Here is a 24,894-nt window from a genome sequence, read left to right on the forward strand (position 1 = left end):
CCGGCTTATTCTGCTGGAGCCGCCGGTTTTGCAGCAGCGGCGGACTGTTGTCTTTTTCTATCTTCGCTCACGAGAGTTTTACCGCCCTTGAGTTCTTTGATACGAGCCGCTTTTCCTGCGAGATTTCTTAAGTAATAAAGTTTTGCTCTTCTTACTTTTCCTTTACGGATCAGTTCGATTTTAGCGATCCTGGGGGAAAAAAGAGGGAAAATTCTTTCTACTCCGATATCGTAGGAAACCCTACGAACCGTAAAGGTTCTTCCGTTCGCTTCATTGGAGATGGAAATTACGACTCCTTCGTAAACCTGAACTCTTTCCTTTCCGGACTCTACAATTTTATAATGTACTTTAACGGTATCTCCTACTGCGAAATTTTGTTTTCTTTCGGCGTCCGGAGTTAATACTTCTCTTAAAAGTTGATTCATAATTTCCTCTCTTGATCGGGGTCGATCCTCTTTCTATTTTGTTCCCTCCACGCTTCTATATGTGCGTGGTTGCCGCTAAGCAGGACGTCAGGAACTTTCCATCCATTGTATTCCGAGGGTTTTGTAAACTGCGGATATTCCAAAACATCAGGACGGTTGTGAGACTCATCCAGCAGGCTTTCCCCTGCTCCTAAAAAACCCGGCAGAAGTCTGGACACGGCATCCGCTATACAAATGCTTGCCAAATCCCCGGCAGATAATACATAATTTCCAAGGGACATTTCCATGTCAACCAGATGTTCCGCAACGCGATGATCCACACCTTCGTAATAACCCGAAATGAAAGTCAGAGGTCTCCCGCTCTCTTTCAGTTTAGTCGCGACCCCTTGATGGAAAGGAATTCCGGACGGAGAAGTTAAAATTACGATTCCCTTATCTTCTCCCAAAGACAAAAGGGCCTTGTGAATCGGCTCCACTCTGAGAAGCATTCCCGGCCCTCCTCCGTAAATCGTGTCGTCCACTCGATTGTGTTTATTCCCTGAAAAATTTCTTAACTGGATTGTGTTTACGGAAAATACTCCGGACTCGATCGCTTTTTGTTGGAGTCCTTCCGAAAAATAGGATTGGATTTTTTCGGGAAAGAGTGTGATGAAATTAAACTTCATTCCAAATCTCCGGCCGAATCAAAACGATCGTCTTTTTTACAACGTCGACGGCGCCAACAAAAACGTGAATGAACGGAATCAAAACTGATTCTCCGTCCGGTTTTACAAAAGTGAGAATGGAATGCGCCGGATTATCTTGCACTTCGATCAGTTTCCAATCCAGATTTTTTCCCGACTCGTCGATCGCTTGTAAGCCGATCATATCGGTGATATAAAACTCATCCTTGGTTTTGATTTTGGGAAGAAGGTTTTGCGGTAAATGAAGAATTCCTCCGATCCACTTCTCCGCTTCTTCGGGAGTGGAAACTCCTTCGAAACGAACGACGAATTTTCCGCTATGAGGACGGATTTCTAAAAGAGTGATTTCTTTTGCCGGAAAAGTAGGATCCGGCTTTTTGAGTTTTAAGGAAATAGGAAGTTTAAACTCGGTAAGAACGGATTCTCGAACATTAAAACGAAGCCACCCTTTGATCCCAAAGGGTTTGCCCAGTTGTCCGAGCGAGATCCATGCTTCAGTCAATGATTTCTAAGGAGAAGTTTTTTCCTGCTTTTACGGAAGCCGCAGTAAGAATGGCTCGTAGGGATTTTGCAATACGACCGTTCTTACCGATGACCTTTCCCACGTCTTTCGGGGAAACCCTGAGTTCGATGATATTTTGTTCTTCTCCTTCGATTTCCCGAATTACGATTTCTTCCGGAAATTCAACGAGAGAAGCAACCATGTACTTCAGTAATTCTTCCATTACTTCTTAAGAGCGGTTTTGTATTCTGCCCAGATTCCTGCGTTTTTAAACAGGTTCAGAACGGTTCCGGTCGGTTGAGCCCCGTTTTTTAACCAGGTAATAACTTTTTCTTTATTGAATGTAGTCTGTTCTTTGATTTGCGCCGGATGGTAATGGCCCACGATGTCCACAAACTTCCCGTCTCTAGGAGCTCTGCTGTCAGCGGCAACAATTCTATAATGAGGATCGTGTTTGGTTCCGGTTCTTTGTAATCTAAGCTTTACCAAGGGATATTTTTCCTTTTAACCCATTCTCATCTTTCGGATTTTATAACGTCCGAAAAAAGAATGCATGATTTTTACCAATATCGTGCAATATGTCCCTCTGTCAAGAAAACATCCCACCGGAATCGTATTACAAAAATCGCAATTCAAAATGTGGGAACTCCCACAAAACAAATTACTCGCCTGAGGACTGGTGGGACGGATTCATTTAAATCCGTGCTAAGGACTTGAGATTTTTTGCGTTGTCTACGGGGTTCCCCGTTTTATACAATCCGGCGCCCACTACGACGATATCCACTCCGTTTTTCTTTAAGTCTTGGATGTTGGTATCGTTGACACCTCCGTCGACTTCGAGTTCGATCGGCCTGGAACCGATCAGCTCCTTTGTTTTGCGGATTTTTTCCATTCCGTTTGCGATGAACTTTTGTCCGTAAAATCCGGGTTCAACGGTCATGAGAAGAATGAGATCCACGTAAGGCAGTACGTTTTCCAAAGAAGAAACGGGAGTTCCGGGATTGATGGAAACCCCCACTTTGATTCCGTGGCTTTTGATCTCTTGGGCGAGCCGCACGGGAAAGTCGGTCGTTTCGATATGGAACGTGATACAGTAAGGATGAAGTTCGTAGTATTTGGAAACGTGATTTTCCGGTTTGGAAACCATCAAATGAACGTCTAACGGAATTTCGGTGAGAGCCTTTACTTCCTTGCTCAAAGCCTCTCCGAAACTGATCTGAGGCACAAAGTTTCCGTCCATCACGTCCATATGCATCAAATCGATCGCCTTAGGATCGTACTGAGGAACTGTATTTCCCAGTTCGGTCAATTTCGTCGCGAGGATGGATGCGGAAATTTTCAAAGCTCGCTCTCGTAGGATTTGGATTTTACTTTGGAATCGGACGCGTCCAAAAGAGTTAGCTTTGTATTTCCTTTCCGATAAAATACGGTTTGAAATTTCTCACCGTCTTTGAGAGAGATCGGTAGCGTCAAAATATCCGCCTCTTCCCGATCGGGAGATTTTAAAATCGCTTTATAACTTCCGTCGTTTCCGACTTCGTAAGAAAACATTTCGTATCCGCTTTCTACCGCAAGCTCGGGTTCGAAGTAATAAACCTTAAAACGAACCTCGTCGCCTTCCAGTCTCGCGGAGGAGACGATTCCGTTCTCCGATCGAACTCGCGTGTTGACAATTTCTTCCACTCTGTTTTTGATTCCGGAACGAGTTAAACTTTTTTGAACGAGAGGAAAGGAAGCCCCTTGAAAAGAGGTCGGTGAAAATTCTTCCTTATTTTTGCTCGGCGCCTTGGTCACGAGTAAGAATACTTTTTCTCTTGCGGAAGTATTTTTTCCGGGTTCCGGAATCTGATCGATCACCGTATTCGGAAGTTGATCCGATTGTGGTTCGATATATGTGATCCCGCCGATTTGCATTTCTACGTAGGTTTCTCCGGAAAGAACTTTCTGAAGATTTGCTTTTGCGGAATCGATGGATTGTCCGCGCACATCGGGAACCGTCAGACGATCGATTCCGGTGTTGACGGTCAGAACGATTTTACTTCCCGCTTCGATTTCTCTTCCGGGACGAATGGATTGATACAAAATGATTCCGTCCGTTTTGTCCGGATACCGTTTGTTTTCCAGACGCACTTTCAATTGTAGACGACCTAATTCGTTGTGAACCTCGGGATAGGATTTTCCAATCAGGTCCGGGACGACGACCTTCGCCGTACTTTTCGTTCTTACGAATACGATTGAGAACGCCGCGCTAAAAAATAAAAGAAGACCGGCCGCTAAGAATAAAACGTAACCTCCGATCGGAAGATACTTTTCTTTGATTTGTTCCTGATTCACCCGAATGTTTCCCCTTCTTGGATCCTGAAACCGTTGAGAAAATCGGATGCAGACATCCTGTTTTTATTTTCCGGTTGTAATTCCAGAATCTCCAGAAATCTACCATCACCACACTGTGTAAGAAGGCCTTTTTTGTCCAACCGTTTCAATTTGCCCGGCTCCGGATTCGATTCGGCAGGTAAGGAAGTATGTTTCGCTTTCAAAATGCCGATCCGTTTTTCCCGAAACTTAGTCGTCGCGACCGCGTCCGGATAAAGTGCGCGAATCCGATTGTGAAGTTCATCCGCGTTTCGGCTCCAATCCAAAATTCTATCCTCCGATTTGATTTTACCGCAGTATGTGGCTTTGGTTGAGTCCTGAGGTTTTGCGGGAAACGGTTTTCCATCATACTCTTTTAGCAACCGTAGGATGGATGTAATTCCCGCTTCGGTAATTTTATTCATCAGAGTTCCGGTATCATCATCCTCCGTGATTTCCACTTCTTGGGAAAGGAGGATATCTCCTTCGTCCATCTTCTCGCCGATGTATTGAATCGTGATCCCCGATGTCGCATAACCTTTCCAAAGAGCGGTTTGAACGGGAGAAGCTCCGCGTAAATCCGGCAACAAAGATCCGTGTAAGTTGATCGAGGTCAAAGACGCATGCGCGTAAACTTCTTTGGGAAGAATGGAACCGTATGCGAAGATTATGTAGAGATCCGCAGGAAAGGAACCGAAGTCGGAAAGCGCCTTTTCTTTTTCCTTTTTGATCGATTCGTATTGAAAGACGGGTAGGTTGTACTCGAGCGCCATTTTTTTTACGGGTCCGGGTTCGGGTGTTTTACTCCGGCCCTTAGGACGATCGGGATTGGTGACTACGAACAATACTTCCGCAAGTCCGGAGTTTATCAGCGCTTTTAAAAGTTTTGCGGAATGTTCCGGGGTTCCGAAGTATCCAAGTTTCATGTTACACCAAATCCAAAGGATCGAAGTCGATTTCCAAATACACTTTTTTGGAAAGTTTCAGGGGACGAACTTCTTTTTTAAAAATTTCTCTCCAAGTACCCGGAGAAGACGTTTTGAGAATGATATGATTTCTAAAATTGGAATCGATCCTATAAAAAGGGCAAGGAGCGGGACCGAGCAAAACCGTATCTTTGGAGGGAAAGAATTTTTTGAGAACTCCGAACACGAGTTCCATCGTTTCGAGCGAAACCTGTTCGTCCTTGGATCGGGAAACGATTCTCACGAGCCTGGAATACGGAGGATAAAAAAGTTCCTTTCGAACCGGAATTTCAGATTCATAAAATTGAATGTAGTTTTGACTCATCGCCATCCGGATAACCGGGTGATCGGGTGTGTTGGTTTCTATCAAAACCTCTCCTTTGAGTTTGGATCGCCCCGCCCTTCCGGCAACTTGAGTCAATAAGGAGAACACCCTTTCGTTGGCTCTGAAATCGGGAAGTCCGAGACCGATTCCCGCGTTTAAAACGCCGACTAACGTCACTCGAGACGCGTCGAGTCCCTTGGCGATCATCTGCGTTCCGGTGAGAATGTCTATTTCACCGCCGAGAAGACGGGATATGACTTCGTTTAACAAACTTCGGTCCTGGATCGAATCCTGATCCAGACGTTCCACTCTTGTTTTCGGAAAGGCTTCCAAAAGATTCTCTTCCAACTTTTGGGTTCCCGTACCTTTGAGGGTCAGAGTTTCCCCCATTCTTTTTTCAAGGGAATCTAACGTTTCCGTATGTCCGCAGAGGTGGCAGATCGCCGTTCCTTTTTTATGATAACAAAGATTGGTCGTACAGTTCGGACAAGGAACGTAAGAAGAAGTAGAAGGAGAATAAATCAGAGGACTGTACCCTCTTCGGTTTAATAAAAGGATCACCTGTTCCTTTTTGTCCAGTCTTTGTTTGATCGCAAAGGAAAGTTCCGAGCTGAGAACGTTAGACTCCTTTTGATTCTCCACGATTTTAACCGTGGGAGGAAGAACTCCTTCGGGTCTTTTGGTGAGTGTGTGTAAATGGATTTTGCCTTCTTTCGCTAAATGATAGATTTCCAAGGAAGGTGTCGCGGTTCCCATAACAAGAACCGCGTGATTCGTCTTGCATCTCTGCAAAGCGACCTGCCTTGCGTGATATCTCGGACTTGAATGTTCCTTAAAGGAAGAATCGTGATCCTCGTCAATGATGACGAGACCCAGATTGGAAACGGGAGCGAACACCGCGCTTCTCGTTCCGACCGCGATCCTTTTTTTACCGCTTAAAAGTTCGTTGTATGCCTTGAACTTTTCGGAAACCTTCAGAGCCGAATGGAGCACTGCGAGTTGCCCCGGAAAGATCAGTTCCAACTTTCGAATCATATGAAACGTTAAACTGATTTCCGGTACGAGTAAAATCACGGAACGATTCGGAATTTCGAGAGCCTTTTGTATAAGATGGATGTAAACTTCCGTTTTTCCGGAGCCGGTGATCCCGAATAAAAGATGAACCGCAGCGCTCCCGAACGTGGAAAGAATATTTTGAAACGCGACTTCCTGCTCCTCGTTTAATTTTACCGGTTTACCTTCGGCGTCCGAGGGAAAGGTTTCGAGTTTTACATGTCGTCTTCCGGCGGGAATCATCTTATAGATACATTCCCCCAGAGAAGCGATGTATTGATCCTTCATCCAATACGCGAGATCGATTTGTTCCTTGAGAACGATCGGAGTTTTATCGATGATTTTGTCCACGGGTAAAACCTTATAATTCGGTTCGTTTTGGTGAACGGAAACGATCATTCCTTCTTCTTCCCGATTTCTGAGTTTGACTAAAACTCGAACTCCTATCTGCGTTCCTTCCACAACCTCGTATGTAAACGTGTCCTCTTCGATCGGAAGATCGAACGCAACTTCCGCGTAATAGATCAAAGTACGTCCTTGAGTTTATCTTGAAAAAGTGCGAGCTGTGAAAGAATACTTTCTTTGATCGCAATCTCTTCCTTTTTGATCGTTTCAAATTCGAAAGAATCTTTGGAGCCGGTGAAATTTTTGCGTTTGGTTTCGATGGCGGAGATCGCTTCGGGAGATCTTAGAACGATCATGGGAATTCCCGGAAGGAAGTCTAACGTTCTTCCCATCATCTCCAGCGCTTTTTCCTTTCCGTAAACGGCGATCGCACTCGTTCCCAAAAGAATGATTCCTTTGATCCTTTCGGAATCGATCGTCTCCTTAACCTGAGTCTCGCATTTTTCCGTTCTCAATTTCCAGTCTTGAGCGTTGGACTTGGAATGGGCAAAAATACAAGCGGGATATTCTTGATAGTAAAATTCCCTGTGACCGAATCCGAATTGTTTTTGGATCATTCTTCCGAAAAGTTCTTCCGCTTCCTTGGTTCTAAAAATCTGATCCGGAGAGGTTTTCGAAAACGACGGTCTTCCCGGTGCGATTTCTCCGGTATAATGAAGTACTAATATAGGTTTTCTTCCTTTGACGAGGAAATTACGGATCGCGCTGATTCGATCGACACAAAGTTTACAGACGAAATTCCTTTCCGCAACACGAGCCGATCTTCGAACCTGAATTCCTTCCGCTTCCAATTCAAGATCGTCGGATTGGGAAGCGGAAGTCCAAACTTCCTCCTTCCAAACGAGTTCCGTTGTCTCCGGCGGTTTTTCTCCCGCAAGTTGCAGAATGGGAATTTGTTTTTTTTGAATCAAAAAACGGAGATCTCCCAGAATTCTTCCGAGGCTCGTGAGAAATTGTTTATCCATCCGTATATTGATCCGAAGAAATGTTAAGCGACTTCATTTTTCTATACAAATGAGAACGTTCGATTCCGAGAACGCGGGAAGTTCTGGTTACGTTGCCCTCGTTTGTTTGTAACGTTTTTATAATATACTGTCTTTCGAATTCTTCCTTTGCCTTTCGAAAGTCCCCGAGTTCCACCATCTCGTTGGCGGTTTTAAACCCTTTGAGTGCGTCTTTTGCGTCGTTGGCGGTGATCGTAGAACCGACCGTCATGATACAAAGTCTTTCCATCACGTTTTTCAATTCCCGAATGTTTCCCGGCCAAAAATGATTTTGAAGAATGGAAACCGCTTCCGATTCGATTTTTTTGGATGGAAGATTATTTTCTTCCAAGGTTTTGGAAATATAATAATCTAAGAGCAACGGAATATCCGAGGCCCTTTCTCTAAGAGGCGGGATCGTGATCGGAATCACATTCAATCGATAGTATAAATCCTCTCTAAACTTTCCGTCTCGGATCGCTTCTTCCACCGGAATATTGGTCGCGGCGATGATTCGAACGTCCACCGTAATCGTTTCTGTGCTTCCCAGTTTTTCGAATCTCTGTTCTTGCAAGATTCGTAATACTTTTGCCTGTGTGGATAAGGACATATCGCAGATTTCGTCTAAAAATAAGGTCCCGCCGCTCGCGGCCTCGAACTTTCCGATTCTGGAATCGGTAGCGCCCGTAAAGGCGCCTTTGGTAAATCCGAACAATTCCGATTCTATGAGTTCTTCCGGAATCGCCGCGCAGTTCATTTCCACAAAGGGCAAATCCTTTCGTTTAGAATTTTTGAATATAGTTTTCGCCACGAGCTCCTTTCCCGTTCCGTTTTCTCCGTAGATAAAAACGCGGGCGTTCGTGGAGGCGGCTTGTGCGATCGCGAACTTCACTTTCTGAATCGCCGGAGAGTTTCCAAGTATTTCATCATATTCTAATTTGATATCGGAAGCGGCCGTTTTTTGGTGCGGTTTTAAAACGTGTTCGATCGCTTGTAAAACCTTTTCGATGGAAAGCGGTTTTTCTAAAAAATCAACCGCCCCTTTTTTTGTGGCGGTCACCGCGATTTCGATCGTCCCGTGTCCGGAGATCATGAGTACGGGAAGGGTCGGATAGATTTTTTTACATTCGTCCAAAACGACAATTCCGTCCTCTTTTCCCAACCAGACGTCCAAAAGGATCAAAGAAGGTCTTTCGTTTTTGAGTTGTTTGAGTAAACTTTTGCCGGTGGAAAAAGTTTCCACTTCGAAATTTTCGTCTTCTAAAATTTCCTTCAGGGATTTTCTGATTTCGGGTTCGTCGTCTGCGATAAAAATTTTCATAATCGGTTACGATACGGGAAGTTCGATTTGAAAACGACAACCGCCCATACTGGAAGAATCTACGGATATATGCCCGTTGTGGTCAATCACACTTTTCTGAACGATCGCCAAACCGATCCCGGACGTGTTGTTGTTTTTAGTGGAGTAATACGGTTCAAAAACTTTTTGTTTTAATTCCGGTGAAATTCCGATTCCGTTGTCTTCGACTGAAATCAAGGCGACTCTTCTCATGATCTTTCTCGTGATCGAAGCGGAAATCAAAATAGAACCCGTATAATCCGGAATGTCCTCTTTTTCCCGTTTCCGTTCGATCGCCTCGATCGAATTTTTGACGAGGTTTGTAAGAACTCTCAAAATGATTTTTTGATCTAAAAATAATTGAGGAAACCCTTTGGAAATGCTCGTTGTGATTTTGGTTTGAGGAGTGTGTTCGAAAAGTTTTACGGCTTCGAGGAGGATGGGTTCCAGATTTTGATTGATGAGTTTCGGCGTCGGCATACGGGCAAAATCGGAGAACTCGTTAACGAGATGTTCCAATACGCGAACTTGTTTGATGATCGTATCCGTTCCTGTGGAAACGATCTCCCGAAACTGTTCTATGTTTTCCGATTTCATCTTTCTACGAATTCTTTCCGCCGAAAGTTGAATCGGAGTCAGAGGATTTTTGATTTCGTGCGCCATTCTCTGCGCGACTTCCTTCCACGCCGCAATCCTTTGACTCTGCATGAGTTCCGCGTTTTTGGATTTTAGATCCTGAACCATCTGATTGAAAGAGTCGATCAGCGCTCCGATCTCACCCGCTTCTCTGATTTCAAGATTGATATCCGTATCGCCCATGGAAATTTTTTGAGTCGCATTAGCCAACTCTATGATCGGCCTGGAAATTTTTCTCGCAAAAAGAAGGGAAAAATAAATCGCAAGAAGAAAAATGGAAACGGTAATGATACTGAACGTTAGACGAATTCGATACGGAAGTTTTTCCTTGGTTAAATCGGCTCGGTCGTAATTTCTTCTCGTTGAAATCACCGAATATACGTTCCTTTCCTTTTCCTTATGAATCCTAATTCCGGTTTGAAGATTGTAATTTCCAGCGGGAAACGGAACTCGAATGAAATACATACAATAATCGGGACGATAACTTGAGAATTCCTTCCAGTTCGAAGTTTTTGAGAAAGCCTTAAAATTTTTTTCGGAGGGTTTGTATTTTAACGCCCTGTTTTCCAAAATGGGTTTTTCATTTTCGTAGATCCCGACGTAGAACTCGTCGTTTTGAATCAGATTGAGTTTGGACGCGCCCGCGACCAAAGATTCCAAGTTGAGAGGTTGTATTCTTAGAAAACTTTCCAGAAGTCTGGTTTTTTCCACGAGCAACTTTTTTTTAGGTTTTTCATCGTTAACGATCAGAGTTTCGCCGGAGGAAAGGGCCTCTTCTATATCGATTCCGTAGAATCTCTCGTAGAGTTTTCCGGTGACGTTGGAGGAAAGAAAAAGAATGGGAAGCGAAGGAAGAAAAGCGACGAAGATAAAGGATAACGTTAGACGATATCGAATCGAACTTTTGAGTCTTCCCGTTTCCAGATTCCGTTTGTTCCGATAAAAGTAAGAGATGAGAAGGGAAAGGGAAAAAAGAGGAATAAAAAAGAAGATATAAACGACGATTCGATCCAAAAATCCTATATCGTCCGATAAACTCTGCCCCGAAAATTGAATCACCTCCGCGAGGAGCACGGAAAGTAAAATGATCAAACCTAAGATGAGCAAGTCCCTTAGGTAATATCTGGTTTCATCGTTCATCGGGTTCGAGTTTGTTAAACGAAATCGTTGTTTACGATATTGCTTAGCGCCTCCAATGCCTCTTCTTCCTTTTCACCCTCTACTTGAATTTTAAATTCGTTTCCGGGCGCGAGTGCGAGCATCATAAGTCCCATGATACTTTTTCCATTTACGACAACGTCGTCTTTGACGACCGTGATTTCGCAGGGAAATTTGGACGCGCAGTTCACAAAAACGGAAGCGGGCCTTGCGTGCATTCCGGTCCCGTTTTCATTGATTTTGAGGAGGATTTCTTTCAACTTTACCCTGCTGTAAGTGCTGACTTAGTTTTTGATTGAATTCTTGCGCGGCATTTTTACCGAGTTTACGCAGACGTTGATTCATCGCCGCGGTTTCCACGATGATCGGGATATTCCGTCCCGGTTTGACCGGAACTCGAATGAGTGGAATCTGAACGCCCAAAAGTTCCTCGGTGGGATTTTCAAGGCCGGTTCTGTCGAAATCCTTGTCCTCGTTCCACTCTTCCAGATGAATGATGAGTTCTATGAGTTTATGATCCCTTACCGAACCGATTCCGAATATATCCTTAATATTCAAAATTCCTAATCCACGAATTTCCATATGATGTCTTAACAAATCCGAACAGGTCCCGATGAGATAACTTTCGGAAAGTCTTCGGATCTCAACCATATCGTCCGCGACGAGACGGTGACCTCTTTCTATGAGTTCAAGAGCCGTTTCGCTTTTACCTACCCCGCTTTTTCCGGAGAGAAGGATTCCGATCCCGAAAACTTCGATCAAAACTCCGTGTCTCATGGTTCTCGGGGCCAAACTTCGGTCCAAAATTCCGGAGATAAGCGTGATGAATTTATGAGTGGAAACGTCGGAGATCATAAGAGGGATTCCTAGTTTTTCGCAATTTTCCATGAAGATCGGAGGAGGCATGTTACCGTGTGTGAAGATGATACAATTGAGATGAAAGCTGAAAAAATCGGCGGCGATCTGTTTCAAATCTTCCGGAGCTCGGGAAGTGATATAAGCCCATTCTCCTTTGCCGAAAATTTGAATCCTGTCGTGTGCAAAACTTTCGTAAAAACCGGTGAGGGAAAGTCCGGGACGATTGATCTCGGACATATTGATTCGATTGGTAAGTCCTTTTTCACCCGCAAGCAAACGCAAACCTAACTCTTCGTGTTCGTTGAGAATATTGGAAACGTTGATTCCAGGCATGGACATAAATTATCTGGACTCCAAAGACTTGACTTTTTTTCTCTGACTGGAAGGAAGAATTTTCAAGATATTTCTGTATTTGGCGACCGTTCTTCTTGCGATTTCGATTCCTTGTTTGCCGATCGCCTCCACGATTTCCTGATCGGAAAGAGGATTGTCGGATCGTTCTTCTCTGACGAGATTTCGAATGAGATCGTGGATTTTTTTGGAAGATTCCATCCCACCTTCCGCGGAACGAACCCCCGAAGAAAAAAACCATTTTAATTCCAAAATCCCCCGGGACGTTTGAACGTATTTGTTGGAAGTGATTCTGGAAACCGTCGACTCGTGCATTTCCAATTTTTCGGCGATGTCCCTGAGAGTAAGAGGTTTGATATGTTGGATTCCTTTTTGAAAAAACGCAGTTTGCATTTCTATGATGGCGGAAGTCACCTTGAACAAAGTTTGTCTCCTTTGGTTTACGGAACGGATCAACCATTCCGCGGAGCTAAGTTTGGTTGTGATATATTCCTTATCGTTTTCCTTTGCGTTTTTTAGAATATTCTTATATTCTTTATTGATTTTGAGCCGGGGAATCCATTCGTCGTTGATATAGACATCGAACTCCCCCTCTACTTCCCTGACGATCACGTCCGGAATCACATAGTCCGGTTTGTTCGGAGTGTAAAGAGTGGCGGGATACGGCTCCAACTTTTTGATTTCGGAAGCGAGAGATTCCACCGTTTCCAAAGATATTTCCATCTTTTTGGAAATCGTTTTGTAATCCAGTTTTTCCAGATCCTTGATATGATCTTTGATGAGAACGTGCAGTTTTTCATCTTCCGGCTTTAGGATTTTCGCTTGGATAAGAAGGGTTTCGGGAACGTCCTTGGCTCCGATTCCGATCGGATCCAGTCTATGAATCTGATCCAATACCTTACGCACTTTTTTTTCGTTCAGCTTCATCTCTCTACAGAAATCCGAAATCGGAATCGGGATGAATCCGTGATCGTCCAACATGGAAATCAGAATTTCTCCGATGGAAATTTCCTCCGGCTTTAAATTGGAAAGCCTGAGTTGCCAGAGAAGGTGTTCCGACAAAGAACTTTTTACGGGAGAGGATTCGATGTATTTTTGATTTCGATCCGACGCATCCGAGCCCGCGCTGCCCGCCTTATCCAAGGAAAAATTATCCTGCCAAGTAACGTCCGAATTTTTGATAAAATCGTTTTTCTCTTTTCTTTTTAAATCGTCTCGGCTGTAGAGTTCGGGAGTTCGATTTCTTTCGGAAGTGTATTCTTCTTCGAGCATCGGATTTTCCACAAGTTCGGAATTGATACGATCGGAAAGTTCCAAAGTGGACAAGGGCAAAAGTTCTATGGACTGTCTTAGGTCCTGGGTCATCACCAGTTTTTGGGTTTGTTTTTGAACCAGTGATTGACTGAGATTCACAGCGTAAAGTCCTCGCCCAAATAAATTCTTCTCGTTTCGGGATCGTTGACGAGATCGTGGGTGGAACCGGAAATCAAAATTCTTCCGCTGTACATGATATATGCACGATCCGTAATCTTCAAAGTTTCGCGTACGTTGTGATCCGTGATCAGGATTCCAAGTCCCCTTTCTTTCAGAGACTGAATCACCATTTGGATATCCTTTACGGCGATCGGGTCCACGCCGGCAAACGGTTCGTCTAACAAGATAAAGTCGGGATTGGTGACAAGGGCCCTTGCGATCTCACAACGTCTTCTTTCCCCGCCCGAAAGAGTATAACCTTTTTGATTGGCGACTCTCATAATCTGAAGTTCGATCAGAAGTTCGTCTCTTCGTTTTATAATTTCGGGTCTGGAAAGATTCATCGTTTCGAGGATCGCTTCCAAATTTTCCGCAACGGTCAACTTGCGAAAGATGGAAGCTTCCTGTGCGAGATAACCGACTCCGAGTCTGGCACGGATATGCATCGGGGATTCGGTCACGTCTTGTCCGTCTATGTAGACGTTACCGGAATCCGGTCTTACGAAACCCACGGACATATAAAAAGAAGTCGTCTTACCGGCTCCGTTCGGACCTAAAAGTCCGACCACTTCTCCCTTTTTGATATTGAAGCTGGCTCCGTCTACGACCTTTCTTTTGTTGTAGACCTTGACCAGGTTATCCATTCGAAAGGTTTTGCTCATATACTTAGATTACTTTCCGGGATCGATTCCGTCGGTCAAAAGCGCGCGACCTTCTCTCGGAAAGAATATTATCCTTCCTGCATGAATGTCTCTGCCGTTTTTTCTCAGAGTCGGATTTCCCTCAAGATACAATTTTTCCTCTTTTTCATAATAAGTTGCGTATTCTCCCGTTGCGGAAGAATCCTTTCCTTCTATAAGAACGTTTCCTCGAATTACGGTTTCATTCTTATCCATAAACCGTTCGAACTCGACCGCCGTCATCGTACTAGTAACCGCTTCCGTTTTTTTATCTAAAAAATCGATCTTTCCGGAATCGGTCAAATGAATGTATTGATCGTTTTTAAAGTAGTCAAGGACATTCCCGGAAAGGATCAACGCGTTTTCTCTGTCGTGAACCGTAATTTGATTTCTGGCTTCGATCTTAGAAGAATTTTTTCCGTAACTCGTCAACTTTTCCGCGTTCATTTTCAGATTACGGCGATAGATAACGGCGTTTCCGTACAAACCGATTCTTGTTTCTCCGTTTTCATCCTTGTCGCTCACGAGTCGATCCCCTTTAAAAATGGAAACTCTCGTAACTTCTTTTTTGATCTTTTCATCCGCCGAATTTTTTTTGTCCTTATTTTCTATCGTTTCCAGTTCCGTATAATTTTGAAAAAGAATACTCTCTCCGTTTAACTCCACTTTGTTGATGTTCGTATAAAACGTGAGTTGTTTTCCGGTAAGGTAACGATCCTTTGCGATGAGAATCGGATCCGGATCGGTGGTGATCTTATCCGCATCCTCCTCAAAAACCGCTTCCTTACAAAGAATGGTAATTTGCGGATGAGCGATGATCACGTTTTCCTTTAAGAGAGTCGTTTTGTTCGCAAGATTTCTTTCTATAAACGTAGCGGAGATGACCGTTTTGACCCCGCTTTTGTCCGTGTGAAAAAGCCTGGGACGAACTTTAATCGTTACCTTTTCCTCGAACTTATCGTATTCTCCGACCCCGGCGCGAAGAGTCACTCCGTTGTCTCCGTCTTGAATGAAAACCCCGCCCCGCAAAAATCCCTTGAACGCGTCCTTACCGTAGATCTCGATCTGGTTTGCGGAAAGTTTTACCTTCTTGTGTTGAATCCAAGCGCCTCCATCCAAGAGAAAGGCGGTCACTTTCAGACCGGAAACCGTCTTATCCTCCTGGGTTAAGGAAGATCCTCCCCAGAGGGTCGGAAAGTTCGGAGTTGTGTTTTTCTTTTCCGGATTTTCCGGAAGGACGTTCACAAACTTCCTGTCCGCGGTTTCGTTTCCCACGGGAATAGGAGGTTTTACATTTCCATAATATGGAAAAAATGGAATACACCCTAAAACAAAAATCGGAATTTTACGAATCATGGAGGTCCGACCGATTTCAGGGGATTGGTTCCGCCTTGTGTGATCGCGGTCGGCCTCAAGATGGTGAATTTATTTAAGTCCTTATCCGCCCTAAGTCCGATCCCTCGGATCGTGGTTCCGTCCGAGTTCACAGTCACTTCCGAATCCGAGAACAACTTCTTCGTATCCATGTTGTATTCCATCGTCTTTGCGGTGAGAATTTTGTTGTCGTCGGTTCGTAAAAAAATATTACCTTCGAGAAGCATCAATCTTGTCTTATGATTGATTTCGCCTTTTTCGGCTAAAAGTTTGGATTTAAATTTTCCGCCTTCATACTGATCGAAATCGATTTTGTAGAAAGTGGTTTTATTCTCGTTTACGTAGACGTAGGATTCTTCCGCTCTGAGTTCCCATTGGAGTTGGCCTTGCGCGTCGTAGGCTTCTCTTTTGAAGTTTCGAATGGAAATCGAAGAGCCGCTTTCTTTTTCCTTCTCCACTCTTTCGTAATTTACTTTTTTACAATTTTCGAATGTGTTTAGGAAAAATCCGCAAACAACCGAAATAAAAAGGATCCGAATCCGATTGTTTTTCGTATTCTTCATAACAAAGCCGATTACGACAGACTTCTGGAAACGAGAATCTCTTTTTTAACGTAACGATCCAAGCCGATCATTTCTTTCAAAAGACTTTTGATCTCGGAAAGAGGATATTGAGTCGTCGCGTCCGAAAGAGCTTTTTGGGGATCCGGATGTACTTCCATAAAAACCCCTTCGATCCCAAGCGAAACCGCGGAACGAAGAATACTCGGAATCAATTCCCTTTGTCCTCCTGTGCTGTTTCCCGCCGCTCCGGGAAGTTGTGCGGAATGAGTCGCGTCGAACACGAGAGGAATGTCGAATCCGTGGATGATGGGAACGGCCCTACCGTCGAAGATCAGATTTCCGTAACCGAACGAGGTGCCCCTTTCCGTAACGAGTATCTTATCGTTTCCGGATTCTTTCATCTTTACCGCGATATGACGCGTATCTGCCGGCGCGAGGAACTGACCTTTTTTTACGTTCACCCATCTTCCTGTTTTTGCGGACTCTGCGATGAGATCGGTTTGTCTGCATAAAAAAGCGGGGATTTGATAGATATCGATCACGTCTTTTAAAGGAGCGATTTGGTGTGTTTCGTGGATGTCCGTGAGAACCGGAACGTTGTACTTATTTTTAATATATTCCAAATTTCGAATGCCTTCCGCGAGACCCGGACCCCGATAAGAATTTACGGAGGAACGATTGGCCTTATCGAAACTGCTTTTAAAAATATAAGGAATTTTTAATTCCGCGCAGATTTCGATCATCTCCGCGCAGACCCGATCCAATAGATCCCGATTTTCCATCACACAGGGACCGGAGATCAGGAAAAAAGGTTCGTCCCCTCCGATCTTACTTCCGTTTAAAAAATCCCTCTTTGTACAGGTGTTGTCTCTCATGTTTATCCTTTCTTTAAGTATTTCACGGCGGCTCGGATAAATCCAGCGAATAAAGGATGAGGAGCCGTCGGTTTGGATTGAAACTCGGGATGAAACTGAACTCCGACGAACCAGTTGTGTTTGCGTATTTCCACGATTTCCACGAGATTGTCGTCCGGCGAAGTACCCGCGATGAACATTCCGTTTTCCTCATATTGTTTTCTGTAACGATTGGTGAATTCGAATCTATGTCTGTGACGTTCGTGAACGAGTTCCGATTTATATTCCGCAAAGACAAGAGTATCTTTTTTGATCTTACACGGATAGGAACCAAGCCTCATCGTTCCGCCCATCTGTTCGATATCGTTTTGTTCTTCCAAAAGGGAAATCACCGGATGTTCTGTGTCGGGTCTGATTTCGGTGGAGTTTGCGTCCTTAAGACCTAAAACGTTTCTTCCGTACTCGACTACGGCGCATTGCATTCCGAGACAAATTCCGAAAAACGGAATTCCCTTGGTTCTTGCATATTCGATCGCGAGAATTTTTCCTTCGATCCCCCGATCTCCAAAACCCCCCGGAACTAAAATTCCGTGTACGTTTTTTAACAAATCGGCAAAGTTATCCTTGTTTAAATTTTCGGGATCGATTTTGACGAATTCCACTTTGGTATCGTTTGCGACTCCGCCGTGCGAAAGACTTTCGTAAATGGAACGATAGGCGTCTTGTAGAGAAATGTATTTTCCGACAACGGCCACTTGGACGGTTTGTTTTGTGGTGAGTAAACTTTTCACCATCATATCCCATTCCGAGAAGTTCGATTCTCGAAGTTCCATTCCCATCGTTTTGAGAACGACCTCGTCGAGTTTTTCTTCCTTATACATTTTAGGAATTTCATATATAGAAGTCGAGATATCGTTTGCGGAAATTACGTTTTCTTCTTTTACGTTGCAAAAGAGAGAGAGTTTGTTCTTCATCTCCTTGGTCATCGGTTGAGAAACCCTACATACGAGAATGTCCGGTTGGATCCCGAGCCCGAGTAATTCTTTGACGGAATGTTGTGTCGGTTTTGTCTTTGCTTCTCCGGCGGCGGTGATGGTCGGAACTAACGTCAAGTGTACGAACAACACGTTGGAACTTCCGTGTTCGTAACGCATCTGACGAATCGCCTCCAAAAACGGAATCGATTCGATATCACCCACGGTTCCTCCGATCTCAACGATGATAAAATCCGGATTTTCTTCCCTCGCTACGATGTACATCCGGTTTCGGATTTCGTTCGTGATATGAGGAACGACTTGAACCGTACGACCCAAGTAATCTCCCTTTCTTTCTCTTTGAATGACCGTGTTGTAAATCTGTCCGGTGGAGACGGAATTTTTTCGGGTCAATTTGGAATGCGTAAAACGTTCGTAATAACCGAGATCCAAATCGGTTTCGGCGCCGTCGGCGGTTACGTAAACTTCCCCGTGTTGGTACGGGCTCATCGTTCCCGGATCGATATTGATGTAAGGGTCCATTTTTTGGAGAGAAACCGTGTAGCCTCTGCTTTCCAGCAAACAACCCAGGGCCGCAACCGTGACTCCCTTACCCAGTGAGGAACTCACCCCCCCGGTAACAAAGATAAACTTAGTTCTCGACAAATTGTATTCCCGCCTTTTAAGAACAGAGTTTTGAGTCTTTCTTAGAAATTCAAACCGGAATTTCCGAGAATTCTGTCTCTAAAAGAGGTTATACGTTTCAAACGACAAGTGGTTTGATTTTAAGAGTTAGGGGACATTACACGACTAAACCCTGAAACCGACTCGATAAAATCCGTCGAACGGTGATCGGCTTCGTTTTAGAGTTTCAGGATTTTCTCGATGAGAAGAGAGGTGGATTTTCCGGGAACAAAAGGCAGGATCTTAACTTCTCCGCCGAATTCGCGAATCACCGGAGTTTCGGGGAGATCTTCCGCTTTGTAATCCCCTCCTTTAACATGAATCGCAGGTTTGACCAAACGAATCAGATCGAGAGGCGTATCCTGAGAAAATATCGTGACGGCGTCCACAAATCTCAGATTGGAAAGAAGAATCGCTCTGTCCTCTTCGCTAACCACGGGTCTTTGTTCTCCTTTCAGACGTTTTACGGAAGAATCCGAATTCAATCCCACCCAAAGAAAATCGCCGAGTTCCCGAGCTTGAGAAAGATACGTTATGTGTCCTTTGTGAACTAAATCGAAACAACCGTTCGTAAAAACGATTTTTTGATCCTTTCGAATCCGGTCCGCAATCGTCGTTACGTTTTCCCAGGAAATGATACGGCTCTTTAAATCCATTTTTACTTTTGAAAACTCCCCATCGATTGTAAAGAAACGTCCAGCTCTTCGGGGGTTACGGTTTCCGCCCCTAACTTACCGACCACAACTCCCGCGGCGGCGTTGGCAACCACACTCGCATCCAATTCGCTCAAACCAGCCGCGTGATAAGCGGTGTAAGCGCTGATAACCGTGTCCCCCGCACCCGTAACGTCAAAGACCTCTCTTGCGACCGTCGGAATATGATAAATTTCTTTTTGAGAAGAAAGATACAAACTCATTCCCTTTTCTCCCCTCGTGATCATAAGAGAAGGACAGGAAAGTTTTTCCGAAATTTCTTCGGCGGCTTTTAGGATGTCGGAATCGTTATCCAATTTTTTTCCGATCGCTTTACCCGCTTCGTGATGATTGGGCGTAAGAATACTCACACCTTGGTAAAGAAAAAAATGACTCACCTGAGGATCCACGGTTACGATCTTTTTTTTACTCGCACAGATCTTGGAAACTTCCCGAATGATTCTCGGAGTTAAGGTTCCCTTGTCGTAATCGGAAAGAATCACCGCGTCTGCGGAATCGATTCTTTCCGAAAAAGCTTTGAGAAGTTCGTCTTCTTCTTTTTGTGTGATGGGTTTTAATTCTTCCTTATCGATTCGACAGACTTGTTGATGTCCCGCGATCACTCTTGTTTTTAAAATCGTCGGTACGTCCTCGGATTCGATTAGGAAATTTTGATTCTTATCCGTGTTTTCATTTAGAAGAAGTTCGGAAAGACTTTTCGCCTTTTCATCCTTTCCCGCTCTTCCCAAAACGACGGACTTCACTCCTAAACTTGATAAGTTCTTCACTACGTTTCCGGCTCCTCCTAAGGTGATCTTTTCTTTACGAACCCAGACAACGGGAACGGGGGCTTCCGGTGAAATTCGATTCACTTCTCCGATGAGATATTCATCCAAAATGAAATCTCCGATAACGATAATTTTTAAATTTTTAAGATGTGTCGTTGCGGTTTGAAAGATGTTTCTGTTTAGATAATACAAATTCTACCGATCCTTGGGATTTTGATTTACGGTTTCTCTCTAAGCAGTTATAGTATCCTTCCCGTGTCAATCACTACTGTCCCCATCTTTCCACTACCGGAAATCATTCTATTTCCGGGGACATACTTACCACTTCATATCTTCGAACCAAGATATAGATTGATGCTCGACTATTGTATGGAATCGAACGAAGAATTGGCTATAGCGCCCATTCTTTCCGCAAAGTCAAGAGCGCCTTCCAAACATCCCGAAATCGAAACCGTATTCGGTTGGGGAAAAATCATCCGAAGAGATCCTCTACCCGACGGAAGATCCAATATTCTTTTGGAAGGAAAAGGAATCGCGAAGCTGATCGACTACGAGACGGTGGAACCTTTTCGAGTCGCGAAAATCGAAAAGATAGAACCGAACTTCGAGTATCTGAAGGACGAAAATTTTAGGAAAACTTTCGAAAGGCTTTTGTTTCTCACAAAAAGAATTCTTCTTTCGGAGGGAGCGGGAGAAGACTTGATTTTGCGAATGAACGAACTCATGACTCATCCCTTCCCGATCGATTTTATCGCCTCCATTCTCAATTTCGAATTTTCCAAAAAACAGGAAATTCTAGTCGACCCGGACCCTATGGAAAAAATGAAAATTCTAATGGAAATCGTGGAAGAACTCAACTTGAGAGAATGAAGTTTTTTGAATATACGAAATAACGTAAGTTCTACCTATGAAAATCTAGGCGAATCGGAAACTCAATGGCTTTCGCTCCCTGAACGCCGCCCCATAGGAAGGCGTTCACTGAGTTTCCTATCATAACCGACCCACAAGTTACTTGGATCTTAATATAAATCTGTCGGAATTACGACAAATCTTCTGTGAAACTTACGCCCCACCCTGATTTTATTCACCGACTTCTAGAACATTCGCGTTTTTGATCCTTTTATATTCCAAAAACCTTTCAACTTGTGGGTTGGTTATACTAACCGACCCCCTTGAAACGTTTGCAACGAAATACAACGGATCTTCATTGCACTTTTTGAAACAACCTTCTCGATGTCACATAACGGTCGATCCACCACTTCATGGAAATCTTATCGATCACAACACCTCTTGTGGAGGAAGCGTGAGCGAATTCTTTTTCGCTGACGACGAGCCCGACGTGAGTGATCTTACTCTGATTGGGAGAGGCCGAAAAGAAAATCAAATCCCCCGCTCTTAAATGATCGTGTGAAACCTTTTTTCCCGAATTGGCTTGTTCTCTTCCGAGACGAGGAACTACTTTTGCGGGAACTCCCACCCTTTTGTCCGTCAAAGAACTGAACGTAAAACCGGAACAATCCACACCTTTTTTAGAAGTCCCACCCCAATAATAAGGAGTTCCCAACCACTCCTTGACGACGGAAAGTAAATGAGAAGAATTTAATATTTCCCATTCCGATTTTCCCGGCTGAACCGGAACGTCCGGTTCCACATCCGGAACCAACGGGGGTTCCGGAATATTTTCCTCGAAACCGAATTTCGGTCTGTCTCCGATTACGATTTCACCCGTAGAATCCAAACTTCTATCCAAGGTTCTCGCGGATGCAATCGCTCCCGTCCACGAATCCAAGGATTTACTTTTGGTTCCGTCGTGCAAAAACTTGAGCTGAGATAAAAGATCGGATGCGAGAGTATAACGGTCGTTTGTCGGATTAAAAAAAATCGCCTGTCTAAAGGCAGTGTCCGTTTTTTCAAACGGAGAAGTGGCTCCCTGTTTCGGAAAAAAGCTCAACACCCTGGACGCGAGTTTGTTTTCCGGGATTCCGACATATTTACCCGCGATGAGAGCCCGACCTCCCGCCAAAATCGAAAATCCGTCCCAACGAGATTTTAAAGCCGTCGATAAAAACACGTTACGCACCTCTTCCCGAATTCCCGCCTGATCCGTTTCCTTAACGAACAAGGACGCCAAAACAAAATCCTTATCGGAAAGTTTTTGTTTGGAGAGAATCGGAATCGCATCCTCCGCGTCGGTAAAACGTATACCGGACAAGGAAACGTAGTATTGATTTACGATCAGATCCGCGATCGTGTCGGGAGCCAAACCCTCCATAATCGCCCAGGGAACGGTGTTTTTGACGATTTCGATGACTTTCGGATCCTTGGATTTACCGCCTAACTTCTGAAAGACGGAATTTCGGATGAGAAGCGTCTGACCGGTTTCAAAATCCGCTTTGAGAAGATCGGAAAACGGGTCCGCAGAAACGGAAACCGGAATCCAAACAAAGACCCAAAGGATCGCGAGAATTCTAAACATCAAAGTCTCCTAATATACAAATTTTAGAATCAACAAAAATTCAGCTTCTTCCCGTAAAAGTCACTTGGATCCAAAAATAAACTTGTAAAAACACTCCGACGGAAATCTTTGTTTTGAAGTTCTCATTCCGATTTCCTCTCAACTTACGGAATTGATTTTCCTTTTTTTACAAATCTCCGCCGTGCATCCAAACCTGAAATTTTTTTCGTCCGAGATAAAGAATGATTCCTCCGGTAAACGCAAGTCCCGCAAACATTCCGAAAAACTTAGGAAAACTGTCCGTTCTCATAAGACCCGCCAATTCTCCCGCGAGAATGTTACCGAAAAAACTGGAAAGAAACCAGACTCCCATCATAAAACCGCCGAGGTGATTGGGAGCCAATTTCGTAACCAAGGCCAGCCCGCCGGGAGAAGTGAATAATTCTCCGACCGTGATACAAACGACCATCAAAAGAAGCCATACCGCGGAAATCTTATGCCCAAGCCGAAAATCAATGGTGACTAACGTTAAAATCAAAAAACCAAAAGCCAAAATAAAAAAGCCGGCCGCAAACCGGGTGGAAGTATCCGGCTTCCAGTTTCTTTTGGAAAGCGCGGTCCAAAAGGAAGCGACGAGAGGGGCCAGAATCAAAATCAAAAGAGGATTTAAGGATTGAAAAAAAGGAGTCGGAATGTCGTAACCGAACCAGTTACGATCCACGTGACGATCGATAAAAAGATTCATGGAAGAACCGATTTGCTCGAAAACGGCCCAGAAGACGATCGCAAACGCGGTGAAGATGAGAATGACTGCGATTCTCTGTTTTTCTTCCCTCTTGAGAGGCGCGTGTCTACGTCCTTCTTCGATATGATTTCTTTTGCCGGATTCAAATACACGATCCGAAAACCTTTTTTGTCCGAAAAAAAAGATTAAAATCCCGAATAACACGCCGAAGGCGGCTACTCCAAAACCGTAACCCCAACCGAAAGATTCGCTGAAATAACCGCAGAAGAGAGGCCCGAAAAATCCGCCTAAATTGATTCCCATATAAAAAATTGTGAATCCGGAATCCTTCATGTGATTCTTATTTTCTTCTTCGTAAATTCTCCCCACAACCGTGGAGATGTTCGGTTTAAAAAAACCGACTCCGATGATGAGTAAGGCCAAACCCGAAAAGAAAAATTCCCTGGTTTCAAAGGCGAGGCACAGATGTCCGAACATCATAAGCGTAGTTCCCAAAAAGATGGATCGTTTAAAACCGAGATAACGATCCGCGAGATAACCTCCGATAAGCGGAGTTAAATAAACGAGCCCCGTGTAAATTCCGTAGGTTCGATTTGCATTCGAATCGGAAAAATGAAAAACTTTGGTAAGGAATAACACGAGTAAGGCGCGCATTCCGTAAAAACTGAATCTTTCCCAGGTTTCGGTTAAGAACAAAACCCAGAGCCCCTTCGGATGAGAACTCACGTCTTGGCTCTGGAGGTCCATAAGGGTTCCTGAATATTCTCTTCTAAGTTTGAAAAACGCGCGGCTACGAAAAAGTAGTCGGACAACCGATTGATAAAAATCAAAGGAGGAGAAAGAATTTCAAGACCTTCCTCCTTGAACTTTACCATGTCGCGTTCCAATCTTCTCGCCACCGTTCTAGAAATATGTAAAAAGGAAGAAGCCCTGGTTCCGCCGGGAAGGATGAACTTTTTCAGCGGCTCCAATTTCTCCTGCATTTGATCGATTTGACTTTCTAAAAACGTAATGTCCGTTTCTAAGATACAGGATCCTTCCTTGGGTCTAAAACCGGCCAGCTCCGATCCCAATTCAAAAAGAAGATTCTGGATCGTTTCCAAGGGAGGACGCAGATTCGAATGTTGCGGTAAAAAAGATTGAACGACACCGATCGTGGAATTGAGTTCGTCCGCCGTTCCGTACAATTCCACTCTTCGATCGGACTTTGGAACCTTTACGCCGGTTGCCAGGGAGGTCTGTCCGAAATCCCCTTTTTTTGTATAAATTTTCATAATTCTCTAACTTGTAAATCGTTCCGCTTTCTTAAAAAAGGGACAAAATAAAATCAATGGAAACGGAAAGAAAAGGACTTTTTTTATAAATTGAAGTAAAAGAGTTGCTTTCAGAAACAGTTTTGGTTACTATTTTGACAAAAGTTTCCTAAACTAAGATTCGGCTCCCTCCGCAGAATACTTTAGGAAAAAATATAAAAACTTTCACCCCCGTTCCAAAAACAGAGTGAAGGTTCGCAGTGGAAAAAACAAGAGCAGAGGAATCTCTGCCCAAACTTCGACCCGGACGGATCCGGGTAACAT

Annotated in this window: 26 protein-coding genes and 1 pseudogene; 1 reads left to right on the forward strand and 26 read right to left on the reverse strand. The window is 44.1% G+C overall.

Going from position 1 to position 24,894, the window contains the following annotated elements; all coding sequences use genetic code 11:
- Nucleotides 1–5 precede the first annotated feature (5 nt).
- From rplS to rfaE1, 22 genes are all read right to left on the reverse strand, one after another.
- Nucleotides 6–425, reverse strand: coding sequence for a 50S ribosomal protein L19 (gene rplS, locus LEP1GSC060_RS03700; RefSeq protein WP_002996170.1), 420 nt, complete (start codon nt 423–425; stop codon nt 6–8).
- Entirely contained in the window at nt 422–1,090 is a 669-nt protein-coding gene (gene trmD, locus LEP1GSC060_RS03705) for a tRNA (guanosine(37)-N1)-methyltransferase TrmD (RefSeq protein ID WP_002996030.1), read from the reverse strand. Before trmD ends, rplS begins: the two co-directional genes overlap by 4 nt.
- On the reverse strand, nt 1,080–1,610 hold the full coding sequence (rimM, locus tag LEP1GSC060_RS03710) for a ribosome maturation factor RimM (protein ID WP_002995905.1): 531 nt from the start codon (nt 1,608–1,610) through the stop codon (nt 1,080–1,082). The genes trmD and rimM overlap by 11 nt, the downstream gene beginning before the upstream one ends.
- Nucleotides 1,603–1,833 carry a KH domain-containing protein gene (locus tag LEP1GSC060_RS03715; protein WP_036095281.1) on the reverse strand — a complete coding sequence of 77 codons (231 nt, stop codon included), beginning with the start codon at nt 1,831–1,833 and terminating at the stop codon, nt 1,603–1,605. The genes rimM and LEP1GSC060_RS03715 overlap by 8 nt, the downstream gene beginning before the upstream one ends.
- Nucleotides 1,833–2,099: a 30S ribosomal protein S16 gene (gene rpsP, locus LEP1GSC060_RS03720; RefSeq protein ID WP_002996253.1), complete on the reverse strand. Its 267-nt coding sequence runs from the start codon at nt 2,097–2,099 to the stop codon at nt 1,833–1,835. The genes LEP1GSC060_RS03715 and rpsP overlap by 1 nt, the downstream gene beginning before the upstream one ends.
- 205 nt (nt 2,100–2,304) lie before the next feature.
- The gene (rpe, locus tag LEP1GSC060_RS03725) at nt 2,305–2,952 is read right to left on the reverse strand and encodes a ribulose-phosphate 3-epimerase (protein WP_002996097.1); all 648 of its coding nucleotides are present in this window, start codon (nt 2,950–2,952) and stop codon (nt 2,305–2,307) included.
- A complete protein-coding gene (locus tag LEP1GSC060_RS03730) occupies nt 2,949–3,944 on the reverse strand; it encodes a PASTA domain-containing protein (protein WP_002996051.1) in 996 nt (331 codons plus the stop codon). Before LEP1GSC060_RS03730 ends, rpe begins: the two co-directional genes overlap by 4 nt.
- On the reverse strand, nt 3,941–4,888 hold the full coding sequence (gene fmt, locus LEP1GSC060_RS03735; RefSeq protein WP_002996382.1) for a methionyl-tRNA formyltransferase: 948 nt from the start codon (nt 4,886–4,888) through the stop codon (nt 3,941–3,943). Before fmt ends, LEP1GSC060_RS03730 begins: the two co-directional genes overlap by 4 nt.
- Before the next feature lies 1 nt (nt 4,889).
- Complete coding sequence (priA, locus tag LEP1GSC060_RS03740) at nt 4,890–6,833, reverse strand: replication restart helicase PriA (RefSeq protein WP_002996073.1); 1,944 nt, start codon at nt 6,831–6,833, stop codon at nt 4,890–4,892.
- A complete protein-coding gene (locus tag LEP1GSC060_RS03745) occupies nt 6,830–7,675 on the reverse strand; it encodes a hypothetical protein (protein WP_002996109.1) in 846 nt (281 codons plus the stop codon). The genes priA and LEP1GSC060_RS03745 overlap by 4 nt, the downstream gene beginning before the upstream one ends.
- The gene (locus LEP1GSC060_RS03750; RefSeq protein ID WP_002995941.1) at nt 7,668–9,014 is read right to left on the reverse strand and encodes a sigma-54-dependent transcriptional regulator; all 1,347 of its coding nucleotides are present in this window, start codon (nt 9,012–9,014) and stop codon (nt 7,668–7,670) included. Before LEP1GSC060_RS03750 ends, LEP1GSC060_RS03745 begins: the two co-directional genes overlap by 8 nt.
- 6 nt (nt 9,015–9,020) lie before the next feature.
- Nucleotides 9,021–10,808, reverse strand: coding sequence for an LIC_11548 family sensor histidine kinase (locus LEP1GSC060_RS03755; protein WP_002996371.1), 1,788 nt, complete (start codon nt 10,806–10,808; stop codon nt 9,021–9,023).
- A 14-nt stretch (nt 10,809–10,822) separates the two neighbouring features.
- Nucleotides 10,823–11,086 (reverse strand): HPr family phosphocarrier protein, encoded by a 264-nt coding sequence (locus LEP1GSC060_RS03760; protein ID WP_002995929.1) that lies wholly within the window; start codon nt 11,084–11,086, stop codon nt 10,823–10,825.
- Nucleotides 11,058–12,023 carry an HPr(Ser) kinase/phosphatase gene (hprK, locus tag LEP1GSC060_RS03765; protein ID WP_002996063.1) on the reverse strand — a complete coding sequence of 322 codons (966 nt, stop codon included), beginning with the start codon at nt 12,021–12,023 and terminating at the stop codon, nt 11,058–11,060. The genes LEP1GSC060_RS03760 and hprK overlap by 29 nt, the downstream gene beginning before the upstream one ends.
- Before the next feature lie 3 nt (nt 12,024–12,026).
- Nucleotides 12,027–13,448 carry an RNA polymerase factor sigma-54 gene (gene rpoN / locus LEP1GSC060_RS03770; RefSeq protein ID WP_002996283.1) on the reverse strand — a complete coding sequence of 474 codons (1,422 nt, stop codon included), beginning with the start codon at nt 13,446–13,448 and terminating at the stop codon, nt 12,027–12,029.
- Entirely contained in the window at nt 13,445–14,170 is a 726-nt protein-coding gene (gene lptB / locus LEP1GSC060_RS03775) for an LPS export ABC transporter ATP-binding protein (RefSeq protein WP_002996043.1), read from the reverse strand. The genes rpoN and lptB overlap by 4 nt, the downstream gene beginning before the upstream one ends.
- 9 nt (nt 14,171–14,179) lie before the next feature.
- The gene (locus LEP1GSC060_RS03780; protein ID WP_002996246.1) at nt 14,180–15,544 is read right to left on the reverse strand and encodes an LptA/OstA family protein; all 1,365 of its coding nucleotides are present in this window, start codon (nt 15,542–15,544) and stop codon (nt 14,180–14,182) included.
- On the reverse strand, nt 15,541–16,125 hold the full coding sequence (gene lptC, locus LEP1GSC060_RS03785) for an LPS export ABC transporter periplasmic protein LptC (protein WP_002996369.1): 585 nt from the start codon (nt 16,123–16,125) through the stop codon (nt 15,541–15,543). Before lptC ends, LEP1GSC060_RS03780 begins: the two co-directional genes overlap by 4 nt.
- 11 nt (nt 16,126–16,136) lie before the next feature.
- Nucleotides 16,137–17,000, reverse strand: coding sequence for a 3-deoxy-8-phosphooctulonate synthase (gene kdsA, locus LEP1GSC060_RS03790; RefSeq protein ID WP_002996008.1), 864 nt, complete (start codon nt 16,998–17,000; stop codon nt 16,137–16,139).
- Nucleotides 17,001–17,002: 2 nt separating this feature from the next.
- On the reverse strand, nt 17,003–18,619 hold the full coding sequence (locus tag LEP1GSC060_RS03795; protein WP_002995986.1) for a CTP synthase: 1,617 nt from the start codon (nt 18,617–18,619) through the stop codon (nt 17,003–17,005).
- 197 nt (nt 18,620–18,816) lie between these two features.
- The gene (gene rfaE2, locus LEP1GSC060_RS03800) at nt 18,817–19,293 is read right to left on the reverse strand and encodes a D-glycero-beta-D-manno-heptose 1-phosphate adenylyltransferase (RefSeq protein ID WP_002996188.1); all 477 of its coding nucleotides are present in this window, start codon (nt 19,291–19,293) and stop codon (nt 18,817–18,819) included.
- Between the two features lie 2 nt (nt 19,294–19,295).
- A complete protein-coding gene (rfaE1, locus tag LEP1GSC060_RS03805; RefSeq protein WP_002996380.1) occupies nt 19,296–20,309 on the reverse strand; it encodes a D-glycero-beta-D-manno-heptose-7-phosphate kinase in 1,014 nt (337 codons plus the stop codon).
- Nucleotides 20,310–20,363: 54 nt separating this feature from the next.
- Between rfaE1 and LEP1GSC060_RS03810 the strand changes: the two genes are divergently transcribed.
- Complete coding sequence (locus LEP1GSC060_RS03810; RefSeq protein ID WP_080634505.1) at nt 20,364–20,987, forward strand: LON peptidase substrate-binding domain-containing protein; 624 nt, start codon at nt 20,364–20,366, stop codon at nt 20,985–20,987.
- Nucleotides 20,988–21,321: 334 nt separating this feature from the next.
- Here the strand turns inward: LEP1GSC060_RS03810 and LEP1GSC060_RS03815 are convergent, their stop codons facing one another.
- The 4 genes and pseudogenes from LEP1GSC060_RS03815 to LEP1GSC060_RS20490 form a co-directional block, all read right to left on the reverse strand.
- Nucleotides 21,322–22,593 (reverse strand): C40 family peptidase, encoded by a 1,272-nt coding sequence (locus tag LEP1GSC060_RS03815; protein WP_002996269.1) that lies wholly within the window; start codon nt 22,591–22,593, stop codon nt 21,322–21,324.
- A 166-nt stretch (nt 22,594–22,759) separates the two neighbouring features.
- Entirely contained in the window at nt 22,760–24,064 is a 1,305-nt protein-coding gene (locus LEP1GSC060_RS03820) for a peptide MFS transporter (RefSeq protein WP_002995920.1), read from the reverse strand.
- On the reverse strand, nt 24,040–24,591 hold the full coding sequence (locus LEP1GSC060_RS03825) for a cob(I)yrinic acid a,c-diamide adenosyltransferase (protein ID WP_002996295.1): 552 nt from the start codon (nt 24,589–24,591) through the stop codon (nt 24,040–24,042). Before LEP1GSC060_RS03825 ends, LEP1GSC060_RS03820 begins: the two co-directional genes overlap by 25 nt.
- Nucleotides 24,569–24,865, reverse strand: a pseudogene (locus tag LEP1GSC060_RS20490) (hypothetical protein); the annotation flags it as partial. The pseudogene LEP1GSC060_RS20490 and the gene LEP1GSC060_RS03825, both read right to left, overlap by 23 nt.
- Between the last annotated feature and the right edge of the window lie 29 nt (nt 24,866–24,894).

The sequence above is a fragment of the Leptospira weilii serovar Ranarum str. ICFT genome (assembly GCF_000332415.1).
Classification (GTDB): domain Bacteria; phylum Spirochaetota; class Leptospiria; order Leptospirales; family Leptospiraceae; genus Leptospira; species Leptospira weilii_A.

Excerpts from the sequence above, each read along its gene's own strand:
- rplS (WP_002996170.1), bottom strand. The coding sequence starts at position 425 with ATGAATCAACTTTTAAGAGAAGTATTAACTCCGGACGCCGAAAGAAAA.
- trmD (WP_002996030.1), bottom strand. The coding sequence starts at position 1,090 with ATGAAGTTTAATTTCATCACACTCTTTCCCGAAAAAATCCAATCCTAT.
- LEP1GSC060_RS03715 (WP_036095281.1), bottom strand. The coding sequence starts at position 1,833 with ATGGAAGAATTACTGAAGTACATGGTTGCTTCTCTCGTTGAATTTCCG.
- fmt (WP_002996382.1), bottom strand. The coding sequence starts at position 4,888 with ATGAAACTTGGATACTTCGGAACCCCGGAACATTCCGCAAAACTTTTA.
- LEP1GSC060_RS03745 (WP_002996109.1), bottom strand. The coding sequence starts at position 7,675 with ATGGATAAACAATTTCTCACGAGCCTCGGAAGAATTCTGGGAGATCTC.
- LEP1GSC060_RS03750 (WP_002995941.1), bottom strand. The coding sequence starts at position 9,014 with ATGAAAATTTTTATCGCAGACGACGAACCCGAAATCAGAAAATCCCTG.
- LEP1GSC060_RS03755 (WP_002996371.1), bottom strand. The coding sequence starts at position 10,808 with ATGAACGATGAAACCAGATATTACCTAAGGGACTTGCTCATCTTAGGT.
- hprK (WP_002996063.1), bottom strand. The coding sequence starts at position 12,023 with ATGTCCATGCCTGGAATCAACGTTTCCAATATTCTCAACGAACACGAA.
- lptB (WP_002996043.1), bottom strand. The coding sequence starts at position 14,170 with ATGAGCAAAACCTTTCGAATGGATAACCTGGTCAAGGTCTACAACAAA.
- LEP1GSC060_RS03780 (WP_002996246.1), bottom strand. The coding sequence starts at position 15,544 with ATGATTCGTAAAATTCCGATTTTTGTTTTAGGGTGTATTCCATTTTTT.
- lptC (WP_002996369.1), bottom strand. The coding sequence starts at position 16,125 with ATGAAGAATACGAAAAACAATCGGATTCGGATCCTTTTTATTTCGGTT.
- kdsA (WP_002996008.1), bottom strand. The coding sequence starts at position 17,000 with ATGAGAGACAACACCTGTACAAAGAGGGATTTTTTAAACGGAAGTAAG.
- rfaE2 (WP_002996188.1), bottom strand. The coding sequence starts at position 19,293 with ATGGATTTAAAGAGCCGTATCATTTCCTGGGAAAACGTAACGACGATT.
- LEP1GSC060_RS03815 (WP_002996269.1), bottom strand. The coding sequence starts at position 22,593 with ATGTTTAGAATTCTCGCGATCCTTTGGGTCTTTGTTTGGATTCCGGTT.
- LEP1GSC060_RS03820 (WP_002995920.1), bottom strand. The coding sequence starts at position 24,064 with ATGGACCTCCAGAGCCAAGACGTGAGTTCTCATCCGAAGGGGCTCTGG.
- LEP1GSC060_RS03825 (WP_002996295.1), bottom strand. The coding sequence starts at position 24,591 with ATGAAAATTTATACAAAAAAAGGGGATTTCGGACAGACCTCCCTGGCA.